Genomic DNA, 11,785 nt, shown 5'->3' with positions numbered 1-11,785 from the left:
ACCCTACGGTCCTGAGGGGGACAGCGAGCGCCAAACCTCCGTCTGCGATAGCGACCGTGCGCGTTAACAGCGGCAAAGCCACCGCGCATCGCCGGGCCGCCCTCCGGCACGGCGATATGGATGCCGACAGCGCGACTTATCGATGTTCTACGGACCTTGCCTGGATAAAGTGGGCATCACTACCGTCGGGTCGCCGCACCTCGGCCCGGCGATGCGCGGCATGCGCCCAGTTGCAACGGATTGGCACTTTCAACCCGGCCGCGACCGCGTCGACCCTATCGGCTCATGCGCCTCGCCCTCGCCCTCGCCCCACGCCGCGACCTTGCGGTCGATGGTCTTACGCGAGACACCCAGCCGCCGTGCCGCCTCGGCGCGGTTGCCGTCACACAGATCCAGCACATGCAGGATGTGGCGCTGTACCACCAGGTCGAGGTCCTCCACCGCCTGCGCCCCGGTCACCGCGCCGTGGCCGGCGAATTCCTCTGGGAAGCTGCCCAGGATCACCGACCGCTCGATCAGGTTCTTCAACTCGCGGACGTTGCCCGGCCAGTCGTAGCGGCGCAGCTTCAGCAGCGTCTCTTCGTCCAGCGCCAGCGGCGCCATGCCCAGCGTGGTGGCAAACTGCGACATGAACAGCGAGGACAGCTCGGTGATATCCTCGGACCTGTCGCGCAGGGGCGGCATCTCGATCCGCATCACGTTCATCCGGTGATAGAGGTCGGCGCGGAACCGCCCCTCCGCCACCGCCCGGTCCAGATCGGCATTGGTGGCAAACAGGAACCGCAGGTTTAGCGGGATCTCGCGCTCCGCCCCCTCGGGCCGGATCTTCTGGTCCTCCAGCACCCTGAGCAGCGCCGCCTGCAGCGCCTCGGGCATCTGCGCCACCTCGTCGAGGAACAGCGTCCCACCGTCGGCCAGCAGCAAGAGCCCCGGCTTCAGCCGCGCATCGCCCTCGACCGTGCCGAACAGTTCCGGCACGATCCGGTCCACCGCGATGGCGGCGCAGTTCACCGCAACAAAGGGCTTCTCTGCCCGGTCCGACTGCGCATGCAGATGCCGCGCCGCCAATTCCTTGCCGGTGCCGCTCTCGCCGGTAAACAGGACTGGCGTCGGCAGGGGGGCCAGCTTTTGCAGCACCCGGCGGACCTCGGCCAGCGGCGCAGAGGTGCCCAGCAGCTTCCCCTGCCCCGTCCCGGCATGAAGTTCCCGCCGCAAGAGCAGGTTGTCGCGCCGCAGGTTCTTGCGGTCCAGCGTGCGCGCCATGGCGCCGAGGATCTGGTTCGCCCGGAACGGCTTCAGCACGAAGTCCGACACCCCGGCCCGGAGCGCCGCAATCGCGGTTTCAAGGTCCGCGTAGGCGGTGATCAGGATGGTATCGGCAAAGAAACCGCGCCGCCGCTGGTCGGTCACCCACTCCAGCCCGGTCCCCCCCGGCATGATGTTGTCGAGGATCACCAGGTCGAAATGCGTCTCGTCCAGCAGCCGGGTCGCCTCGGCGGCGGATCCGGCCTCGGCCACCCGCTTGACCCTAGGGCCAAGGATTTTGACCAGGAAATTGCGCATCCCCGGCTCGTCGTCGATCACCAGCACCTGCGCTCCCGCAAGCGTACCGCCGTAATCGTCCTTCGGTGTCATCAGTCGACCCGGACGTTCGGCCCCGAATAGGCCTCCTCTGCCGAGAACCCGAGTTCGTGCAGCCCGTAGTACGCGGCGATCCCGATCAGGATGACAGCGGCAAACCCGGCAAGCATGGATTTCATTCAGTAGCCCCCTTGGTGGCAGTTTTCAGAAAGGCGATCAGGTCGGCGCGATCATCCGCGCCCGCGATCACCTGCATCGGCATCTTGGATCCCGGAATATAATGGTCCGGCCCCTCGTCGAAAAGCGCATCTATGGTGTCCTCGTCCCAGACGATCGCGGACCCGTCGAGCGTATCGGAATAGGCATAGCCTTCCAGCGTCCCCGCCCGCCGGCCGAACACGCCATGCAGCGTCGGGCCCGCCTTGCGCGACGGGCCTTCCTCCAGCGCGTGGCAGATCGAGCATTTGCGCATGAACTGCCGTTCGCCGTTGGGCATGGTTTCGGCGTCGCGCAGGAACGACCGTTCGCCGGTGATCCCCGGTTCGAAGGCATCGAGGCTGGCCACCGGCCAGCCATAGGCGACGTCGTCGATACCCCCGGCATAGATCATCTCGCCCCCCGGTCCAAAATCCAGCGCCCAAACCGGCCCGTCGCGGGTGGCGCGGAAGTCGCGGGCGATCTGCCAGGTCTCGGTGTCGACGATCATGATATAGCCCTGCCCGTCGCCCACCGCGAGCTGCGCGGTATCCTCGTGCCACGCCATCGCAAGGATCGGTCGGCGGTCGAGCGTGAAATCGGCAATCTCCCCGCCCTCCAGATCAACGATCCGGGTGCCGCCATCCACCGCGCCATAGGCGATCCAGCCGTCCCCGACGACGACGGTGTTCACTCCGAAGCCGTGTTTGACCAGCGGCAGCGCCTCGCCGGTCTGCAAATCGTACCGCAGGATCTCGCCCCCCGCCGTCCCGGCCAGCAATACCGTGTCGTCCACGCAGGCCAGCGCGTTGACCGCCGCGCCCGGTTCGGCCAGCACCCGCGCCTCGCCACCGGTCAGCGGCCAGACCCGGACGCTGCCATCCCAGCCGCCGCTGGCCAGCCAGTCGCCGGAGGGCGCGAATTCCAGCGCCGCAACCTTGCCGCGGTGGCGCCCAAGCACACCCGCGTCCTGGACCTCCGCGCCAACCTGCCAGAGCCGAACCGCGAAATCGTCGCCGCCAGAGGCCAGCACGCCTGCGGGCCCCCAGGCGACCGACACCACCGCCGCCTCATGCCCTTCCAGCCACTCAGGCTCGCGCCCTTGCCAGACCCCCACGGAATTGTCGAAACTGGCACTGGCCACGCGCCCCTCGGGCGACACGGCCAGGCCCATCACCGGCCCGCCGTGCCCCTTGAGCGTGGTGAACTCGGCCCCGGACACCGCCGTCGCCCAGACCACCGCCAGACCTGCCAGAGCCGTGCGCATGGTTACTCCGCCGGATGGGCCCTGGCGTCGTTCGGCGCCGTGCCGTCCTTGACCTTTTCGTACCAGATCGAGTGGTGCTGCTCGGCCCAGGCCTCGTCCACCTGCCCCGAACCCATGGCATCGTAAGCGCCTTCCATCCCCAGCGTCCCGATGTAGATGTGGCCAATGATCACCGCCATCAGGATAAAGCCCACGATCGCGTGCCACAGCTGAGCATATTGCATCTCTTCCTGCGGCGACAGCTCGGTCGGGAACGGCGCCATACCGACCCATTCGTTCATGCCCCAGTCGTTCATGTGGCCGAAGGTCGGGCCGAACATGTTGAACTCGAAGGGAAACAGCAGCGACAGCCCGGACACCGACACCGAGACCCCGAAGATGATCACCGACCAGAAGACGATCTTCTGCCCGGCGTTGAACTTCTTCGCCGGCGGGTGCTTCTTGCCGATGATGCCGCCGCCATAGCGGAACCAGGTCAGGTCGGTGCGGTCGGGCAGATTGTGCCAGACCCACATCACGAAGACCATCACCAGCCCCAGCATGAAGGCCCATGACACGTTGTTGTGGATGAACTTCGACACGATCAGAAGCTGCGAATTGAACCCGGCCCCGAACCAGTCGATGAAATAGGCCCGCCCGAACAGCACGAACAGCCCGGTAAAGGCCAGCAGGATGAATGAGATCGCCATCATCCAGTGTGCGAAACGCTCGATCGCCTTGAAGCGGGTCACGGTGGTGCCGGCCTTGCCGCCCTCGATGCGGACGCGGCCGCGGATCAGGAAGAATACCGCCAAGATGGCGATCGTCGCCAGCAGCAGCCAGCCGCCGTAGGTCCGCAGCGGCCCTTCCCGGAATTCCAGCCACCACATGCCACGGTCCTGCACCAGCACCGCACCTGCGGGATGCGGCGTGCTGACATTTACATCGGTGGCCTCGCCGGCCTCGTTATAGCGCAAAGCGCGCCAGAAATCGCTGTCCGACGCGCCGCCGAGGGCACCCAGTTCGGGCACGCCGGCAGGCTCGTTCAGCCGGTTGTTCCGACGAAAGCTGTCATCGACCTTCAGTCCCTCCTGCCGCCGCAGGATATCCTCCAGCGTCTGCGCGCCGCCGGTGTCGGTCCGGTCGAGCGCGGGGTCTTGGGTCATCACCTCCTGCGCGGTCAGGGTCACCGGCATGAGTGCAAGGATCAGAACGGCCATCAGGTGGCGCAACATGGGTGTCTCCCGGGATCGGTAAGGTCGCTTGCGGCGCGGCAAGCCGATGGCCGCCGCGCCGACGATAAGATAGTGCGGACGCAGGGCGTGTCACCTACGCCGGCGTCAGACGGAGAGATGGGCAAGTCCTGCCCATCCCCCGGACCGGCTCAGCCGTCCTTCTGGTCGTAGGCCGTGCCCCAGCCCCAGGCGCCCGAGCCGAAGCCGCGGGCCACCACCCGCTCGCGGTAGATGGCCGACACCACGTCGCCATCGCCCGCCAGCAGGGCCTTCGTCGAACACATCTCGGCGCAGATCGGCAGCTTGCCTTCCGCAATCCGGTTGCGCCCGTACTTCGAGAACTCGGCCTGCGAGTGGTTTTCCTCGGGTCCGCCGGCGCAGAAGGTGCACTTGTCCATCTTGCCGCGCGACCCGAAGTTGCCGGCCTGCGGATACTGCGGCGCGCCGAAGGGGCACGCGTAGAAGCAATAGCCGCAGCCGATGCACAGGTCCTTGGAGTGCAGGACGACGCCTTCCTCGTTCTGGTAGAAGCAGTCGACCGGGCACACCGCCATGCAGGGCGCGTCCGAACAGTGCATGCAGGCGACCGAGATCGACCGTTCACCCGGTGAGCCGTCCTGGATTGTGACAACCCGTCGTCGGTTGATCCCCCAAGGCACCTCGTGTTCGTTCTTGCAGGCCGTGACGCAGGCGTTGCATTCGATGCAGCGCTCGGCGTCACAGAGAAACTTCGCTCTTGCCATATCTCTTTCTCCTTACGCTGGCATGATCTTGCAGAGAGTACACTTGGTCTCCTGCATCTGTGTCACGCTGTCATAGCCATAGGTCTGGGCGGTGTTCGTCGATTCACCCAGAACATACGGATCGGCCCCGTCGGGGTATTTCGACCGCTGGTCTTCGCCCTGGAAGTGACCGCCGAAGTGGAACGGCATGAAGGCAACGCCTTCGCCGACCCGAGGCGTCACCATTGCCATGACCTTGACCTTGCCGCCTTCCGGACCTTCGACCCAGACCTGTGCCCCGTCACGCACACCAAGGTTGTTGGCGTCGCGCGGGTTGATCTCGACGAACATGTCCTGCTGCAACTCGGCCAGCCAGGGGTTGGACCGGGTTTCGTCGCCACCGCCTTCGTATTCGACCAGCCGGCCGGACGTCAGGATCATCGGGTAATCCTTGCTGAAGTCCTGCTTTTGGATCGAGGCGTACATCGTCGGCAGACGATAGAACTTGCGGTCCTCGTAGGTCGGATAGTCCTCCACCAGATCCCGCCGATTGGTATACAGCGGTTCGCGGTGAAGCGGCACCGGGTCCGGGAAGGTCCACACCACTGCCCGCGCCTTGGCATTGCCGAAGGGCGCACAGCCATGCTTGATCGCGACCCGCTGGATGCCGCCCGACAGGTCGGTCTTCCAGTTGATCGTGCTGACCTTCTCGTTGAAGTCCGACGGGAAGGGCGACATCGCCTGTTCGCCGACCTCCTCGTTGGCCCCCTGCATGCCGTCTGGTGCGGTCAGGTTCTGGCCTTCGGCCGTCTGCTGAACCTCGTCGGCCTGTCCGCCTTCGGGCGTCACGCCCTCGGCAGCATTGGCCTTCTCCTCGCCGTCGTCCTGGTTTCCGACGGCGCTGTCCTCCAGCCCCTCGATACCGGCAATCCGGCCCATGACGTTCTTCTCGAGGTCGGTCAGGTCGCTGTCCCAACCCAGGTCCACCAGCATCTGGTAGGTGAACTCGGGGTATCCGTCCTGGATCTCGGCACCGGGGTTGGACACGCCTTCCGCCAGCAGGTTGTCGCCATCCCGCTCGACGCCGAAGCGCGCCCGGAACGACAGGCCACCTTCGGCCACCGGTTTCGACATGTCATAGAGGTTCGGCGTGCCCGGGTGGTTCATCTCGGGCGTGCCCCAGCTTGGCCACGGCAGACCGTAATAGTCGCCGTCCGCCGGCCCACCGTTGGCCCGCAGCGTGGTGCGGTCGAAGGTGTGCTGGTTCTCCATGTGCATCTTCAGCCGCTCGGGCGACTGCCCGGTATAGCCGATGGTCCACATGCCGCGGTTGATCTCACGCAGGGTGTCCTCGACGTTGGGCGTCAGCCCGTCGTCCTCCAGCGCGATGTTGCGGAACATCCGGTCATGGAAGCCGAACTTCTTCGAAAACAGCGCGATGATCTCCTGATCCGGCTTCGATTCGAACAGCGGATCGACGATCTTCTCGCGCCATTGCAGCGACCGGTTCGAAGCCGTGACCGAGCCGTAGGTCTCGAACTGCGTTGCCGCCGGCAGCAGGTAGACGCCGTCGGTGCGGTCGTGCAGCACCGCCGAGACCGTCGGATATGGGTCGATGACGACAAGCATGTCGAGCATCTCCATCGCCTTCTTCATCTCGGTCATGCGGGTCTGCGAATTCGGCGCGTGGCCCCAGAGCACCATGGCCCGAACCTTGTCGGGGTTGTCCGTGTTGGCCGGGTCTTCCAGCACCCCGTCGATCCAGCGCGACACCGGAATCCCGGTGAGGTTCTGAAGCGACTTCTCCTTGCCGTCGGCACCCTCGACCTTGGCAAACTGGTTCGCCAGCCACTCGGGCTCTTCGTTCCAGACACGCGCCCAGTGGGCCCATGCGCCGGCCGACAGGCCGTAGTAGCCCGGCAGGGTGTGCGACAGCACGCCAAGGTCGGTTGCGCCCTGCACGTTGTCGTGGCCGCGGAAGATGTTGGTGCCGCCGCCCGAGGTGCCCATGTTGCCCAGCGCAAGCTGCAGGATGCAGTAGGCGCGGGTGTTGTTGTTGCCGTTGGTGTGCTGGGTGCCGCCCATGCACCAGATCACGGTGCCGGGACGGTTGTTGGCCAGCGTCATCGCCACCCGCTTGAGCTGGCTGCCCGGCGTGCCGGTGACCCGCTCGACTTCTTCGGGCGTCCACTTGGCCACCTCTTCACGGATCTGGTCCATGCCCCAGACACGGGTGCGGATGAACTCCTTGTCCTCCCAGCCGTTGTCGAAGATGTGCCACAGGATGCCCCAGATCAGCGCCACGTCCGATCCCGGGCGGAACCGCACGTATTCATCGGCATGGGCCGCGGTGCGGGTGAAGCGCGGGTCGCAGACGATCAGCGGTGCGTTGTTCTGCTCCTTCGCCTTCAGCACGTGCAGCAGCGACACCGGGTGCGCCTCGGCCGGGTTGCCGCCGATGATGAAGATCGCACGCGAATTGTGGATGTCGTTGTAGCTGTTGGTCATGGCGCCGTAGCCCCATGTGTTCGCCACACCGGCAACCGTCGTCGAGTGGCAGATCCGCGCCTGGTGGTCGACGTTGTTGGTGCCCCAGTAGGCCGCGAACTTGCGGAACAGGTAGGCCTGTTCGTTGGAATGCTTGGCCGAGCCGAGCCAGTAAACAGAATCCGGTCCGCTTTCCTCGCGGATCACGTTCATCTTGTCGCCGATCTCGTTGATCGCCTCTTCCCAGGACACGCGGACCCATTCGCCGCCGACCTTCTTCATCGGGTACTTCAGCCGCCGCTCACCATGCGCGTGCTCGCGCACCGAGGCGCCCTTGGCGCAATGCGCACCCAGGTTGAACGGGCTGTCCCAGCCGGGCTCTTGCCCGATCCAGACGCCGTCGCTGACTTCCGCCACCACGGTACAGCCGACCGAGCAGTGGGTGCAGACGGATTTCTTGATATCGACCTTGCCCATCGGCGCGGTCGCGGCCGATGCCGGCTTGACGGTGCCGCCGGTCGCGGCAATTGCGGCCAGACCACCGATCGCCAGACCCGATCCGCGCAGGAATGCGCGGCGGTCCACCGAGGCCTTGGCCACGTCAGACAGGATCGAAGTCCGCTGGGGGCGTCGCGCTACCCCGTTGGTCTTTTTCCTCAACATCTCGTTTCCCTCCCTAGCTTGCGGTCCGTAAGCCTTGCTCCAACCGCGCGCTTGGTACTGTTATTGGCCTTGATGCAGTCGGGCGTCACGCAACCAGTCGCTCTTGGCCTATCCCTCGGCCCGGGTCGTCCCGGACCGCGCTCGCGTCAGAACTTCGCGCTGGCGAAGTAGGCCCGGGTGTGGGCGGTGTCCTGCATCTTCTCCGATGTCAGGTCGGGTTCGGCGGCCTCCGCCTCGGTCCCGCTGGTCGCCACCGCGACGGCCGCAAGCGGCGCCGTGGTCCCGGCCATCTTCAGGAAATCGCGGCGGCTGGCGCCCTTTTCCTCTGCCATGGTCTCTCTCCCCATGTGTTCCGACGGTCGCCCGCCGCTCGTTGTGGGGCCCGAAGGCCCCGGATCAGTCCTGCTCAGCCAAGGCGGAACGCTTCCGCCTCGATCTCCATGAACGTCCTGCCGACGGTGCCGACCGGCGCGTAGAAGACGCTGTTCTTGGCGCCCTCGAGGTCGGCGAAGAAATGCCCGGCCCAGGGTGCGATGTGTTTCGCGAAGAAGTCCTTCTGCGCGGTCAGGTTGGCCGGATCGCGGAACCGCCCGGCAATGATCGCGCCCATCATCTCCATCAACGACGCGATATTGTCCTCGGGTTCGAACACGTTGTCCGCCCGCTCCAGCCCCAGCCGCGCCATGTCCTGACGCAGCAGCGCCAGGGGCTTCTCATTCAGGAAACCGGTCAGGTAGTACGACGCATAGGGCAGCAGCTCGCCGCGCCCCAGCCCGATGAACAGCTTGTTGTACTCGGTCTCCACCCCCTTGGGCTTCGACACCTTCGCCAGTTTCGCCAGTGTCGAGATCGCCTGCCCGAGATCGCTGTCATCGCCGGTCAGTCCGGCGGTCTGCGCCAGCAGCATCTCGTCCGGCGGCCCCGACAGGATCACGCCCAGGAAATTATACAGATCCGCGCGAAGGCGGTCTTCTTCGGCAATCGCTGGTGCAGTCGCAGTCGTCATTCAAACCCTCTCAAACGTAAAACGCATACGGCGCTGGCTGGGCGCGACCTGTTCGGTGTCCTCGAAGCGCGCCGCCTCGACCTCCGCACCATCGCCGTCCCGGACTTGATCCGGGACCTCATGGTCAGCGCCGACCGCAACCCCGTCAACACTCTCGCCGCCCTCCGCCTCATCATACTCCACGCCCCGGACCTGATCCGGGGCCTCCTCGTCAGCTTCAAACGCCGAGGTCCCGGAGCCTGTCCGGGACGCGATGATTTCCTCTTCGGCCTCTTCCCCAAGCCCCTTGAACTGCTCCAGCATCCCCTTGCCGACGGTATAGAGCGTCTGCATGTTCTCCACGCACATCGCCTTGTCGGTGAAGTCCTCGCCGTAATCGACCAGCCCGTCGATATTCGCCAGCACCGGGTTCAGCCCCCAGAGCTTCCGCAGGGCCCGTCGCTTCAGCCGGTCCGGCAGCGCGTGCTTCAGGAACGCCCGGATCTCCTCGGCGCTGATCAGTTCGTCGGGGTCCTTCAGCCCCGCCTCGGCCAGAAGCTCTGCGTCCGGCCGCTCCGCCAGAGCCTGCTCCTCGGCCTGCCGCAGGGCCGCCTGGCGTGCCTCCGCCTCGGCCCGTTCTTCGGCTGCCACCGCCGCGCGACGCTTTGCCCAAAGGCTCATGATTGCCTCCCGCGCTGCCAGACGCAAAACCGGGGTCCGCTTTTGCTGGCAGCGCTCATGACAGCCTCCTGCGCTTCAGCGCCGGCGAAGCGTAGATATCCGCCGCCTTGCCGATCCGCGGATCGCCGACGCCGTCCTGCACCAGATCCACCCGCTTCTTGTCGCGGCGGCGCTTCACAAAGACCTCGTCCTCGTGGAATTCCTCGACGAACTCGCGCACCCAGGCCACCAGCCCGTGCGGCATCGGCACCTTCTCGACGATCTCCTCGCCGCTGTCGGTGTAATCCTGCGCCTCGTAGGGCGAGGCCGTCACCAACACCACCTCGAGCGGCGGATCGCCCGCCGCCTCGCGCATCACGACATAGAGGCTGGGCACCCGCGCGCTGATCCCGTGCAGGTAGGCCTCGGTCTCCGCCCCGTGCAGTTCCAGCGTCAGGGTGGCGGCGTGATATTCCACCGCGTCGCCCTCTTCGCGCATCACGCGCCACTCCGCCGGCCCCGCACCCGGCAGGACCGCGCTGGCCGTCCAGTGCCACGCAGCCCAACGGGTCGCACCCGGCGTCTTGCGCAGCACGATGCCGACCGGCAGCGTTCGATACATGTTCGGATTGTGGATCACTTGGTTCTCGTCTCTCCCTGCGTCCACAGTCGTATACCATTCGCGCAGCCGCCAAGTGGAATCCGCACCGCTACCCGATTTTCCTGCGCCTTCGGTCAAAATGGCCGGGCCGGACAGGCCGATCGGGTCCCTTCGGACGTTTTGTCCAATCCGACGCTTTCACTCTGGTTTCCGACATGCAGCACTGCGGCGAATCACCGGGCCGAATTGCTGCTCTGCGGCGCCGGGGCGAGTCGCTGCACCGCCGAGAATTCCGGTTGCCGCCGCCCCTGAATCGCGATTAGCGTTATGCCGCGCCGGGCCTTGCGAGGGGACGTGAGGGGCGCGTTTCCGAGGGGGAAATCCATGTCCAAGTCATTGATAACGTGTACTTGCGAAGGATCGATGGAAATCGATTCGCAAGCGCTGGCCGATCACGCGGACGTGAGCGCCGCCAAGCCCTGTTCGGCGCTCTGCACGGCCCAGATCGACCGCGCCGCAGAGGCCTTGACAGGTGGCGATACGATTTTCTGCTGCACCCAGGAGGGCCGCACTTTTAGCGCTTTGGCCGAGGAGCTTGGGGTCGAAGCCCCCCCCCTGCTCGACCTCCGCGACCGGGCCGGTTGGAGCGCCGACGAGGCCCCGAAACTGCCCAAAATGTCCGCCCTTCTGGCCGAGGCGCTCCTGCCCGCGCGCCCCGATCGCACCCTCGACGTCACCTCCGAGGGGCTCTGCCTGATCCTCGGCCCCGCCGATGTGGCGCTCGAGGCCGCCGCGCAACTCAGCCCGCATCTTGGCGTCACTGTGCTGCTCGCGGACGCCCCCGACCTGACCGACCGCCCCCCCTTCGACGTCATCGTCGGGCACCTGCGCAAGGCCGGCGGCGCGCTGGGACAGTTCACCGTCACCATCGACGCGCTGCGCATGATCGACCCCGGCGGGCGCGGTCCACTGACCTTCACCGACCCCCGCGACGGCGGCCAAAGCGACTGCGACATCCTACTCGACCTGCGCGGCACGCAACCGCTGTTTCCGGCGCACGAAAAGCGCGAAGGCTATCTCCGCGCCGACCCGGCGCATCCGCCCTCGGTCGCCGCCGCCGTCATGGCCGCCTCGCATCTTGTCGGCACCTTCGAGAAGGTGCTGCATGTCCGCACCGAGCCGCTGCTCTGCGCCCATTCCCGCGCCGAGCAGACCGGTTGCACCCGTTGCCTCGACCTCTGCCCCACCAGTGCAATTTCCCCGGCCGGCGAGTTCGTCACCGTGGACCCGATGATCTGCGCCGGCTGCGGCGCCTGCTCGGCGGTCTGCCCCTCGGGCGCGATCAGCTACGATGCGCCGCCCGTCGACCTGATCATGTCGCGCATCCAGACGCTCGCCAAAGCGTATCGT

At 66.2% G+C, this 11,785-nt stretch carries 11 protein-coding genes; 1 reads left to right on the top strand and 10 read right to left on the bottom strand.

Annotated elements, in window-relative coordinates:
- Window positions 1-249: 249 nt before the first annotated feature.
- From AC04PT_RS18925 to AC04PT_RS18880, 10 genes are all read right to left on the bottom strand, one after another.
- A complete protein-coding gene (locus tag AC04PT_RS18925) occupies window positions 250-1,635 on the bottom strand; it encodes a sigma-54-dependent transcriptional regulator (RefSeq protein ID WP_482875350.1) in 1,386 nt (461 codons plus the stop codon).
- Window positions 1,635-1,760, bottom strand: a complete 126-nt coding sequence (locus AC04PT_RS18920) for a hypothetical protein (RefSeq protein ID WP_482875349.1) — start codon at window positions 1,758-1,760, stop codon at window positions 1,635-1,637. Before AC04PT_RS18920 ends, AC04PT_RS18925 begins: the two co-directional genes overlap by 1 nt.
- The gene (locus tag AC04PT_RS18915; RefSeq protein ID WP_482875348.1) at window positions 1,757-3,043 is read right to left on the bottom strand and encodes a c-type cytochrome; all 1,287 of its coding nucleotides are present in this window, start codon (window positions 3,041-3,043) and stop codon (window positions 1,757-1,759) included. Before AC04PT_RS18915 ends, AC04PT_RS18920 begins: the two co-directional genes overlap by 4 nt.
- Before the next feature lie 2 nt (window positions 3,044-3,045).
- Window positions 3,046-4,257 (bottom strand): formate dehydrogenase subunit gamma, encoded by a 1,212-nt coding sequence (locus AC04PT_RS18910; protein ID WP_482875347.1) that lies wholly within the window; start codon window positions 4,255-4,257, stop codon window positions 3,046-3,048.
- 149 nt (window positions 4,258-4,406) lie between these two features.
- Window positions 4,407-5,000: a formate dehydrogenase FDH3 subunit beta gene (gene fdh3B / locus AC04PT_RS18905; RefSeq protein ID WP_482875346.1), complete on the bottom strand. Its 594-nt coding sequence runs from the start codon at window positions 4,998-5,000 to the stop codon at window positions 4,407-4,409.
- A 12-nt stretch (window positions 5,001-5,012) separates the two neighbouring features.
- On the bottom strand, window positions 5,013-8,129 hold the full coding sequence (locus AC04PT_RS18900; RefSeq protein ID WP_482875345.1) for a formate dehydrogenase subunit alpha: 3,117 nt from the start codon (window positions 8,127-8,129) through the stop codon (window positions 5,013-5,015).
- 146 nt (window positions 8,130-8,275) lie between these two features.
- Window positions 8,276-8,461 carry a twin-arginine translocation signal domain-containing protein gene (locus AC04PT_RS18895; RefSeq protein ID WP_482875344.1) on the bottom strand — a complete coding sequence of 62 codons (186 nt, stop codon included), beginning with the start codon at window positions 8,459-8,461 and terminating at the stop codon, window positions 8,276-8,278.
- Window positions 8,462-8,535: 74 nt separating this feature from the next.
- The gene (locus tag AC04PT_RS18890) at window positions 8,536-9,135 is read right to left on the bottom strand and encodes a TorD/DmsD family molecular chaperone (protein ID WP_482875343.1); all 600 of its coding nucleotides are present in this window, start codon (window positions 9,133-9,135) and stop codon (window positions 8,536-8,538) included.
- On the bottom strand, window positions 9,136-9,795 hold the full coding sequence (locus tag AC04PT_RS18885; RefSeq protein WP_482875342.1) for a DUF3306 domain-containing protein: 660 nt from the start codon (window positions 9,793-9,795) through the stop codon (window positions 9,136-9,138).
- 55 nt (window positions 9,796-9,850) lie between these two features.
- Complete coding sequence (locus tag AC04PT_RS18880; protein WP_482875341.1) at window positions 9,851-10,396, bottom strand: DUF3305 domain-containing protein; 546 nt, start codon at window positions 10,394-10,396, stop codon at window positions 9,851-9,853.
- A gap of 363 nt (window positions 10,397-10,759) precedes the next feature.
- On the opposite strand from AC04PT_RS18880, the gene AC04PT_RS18875 reads away from it, so the two are divergent.
- On the top strand, window positions 10,760-11,785 hold a 1,026-nt coding region (locus tag AC04PT_RS18875; RefSeq protein ID WP_482875340.1), incomplete at its 3' end, for an indolepyruvate ferredoxin oxidoreductase subunit alpha.

Source organism: Litorisediminivivens sp. KMU-197, assembly GCF_056858395.1.
Note: the sequence above shows the minus strand (reverse complement) of the source record. Positions and strands in the feature narration are given on the sequence as shown.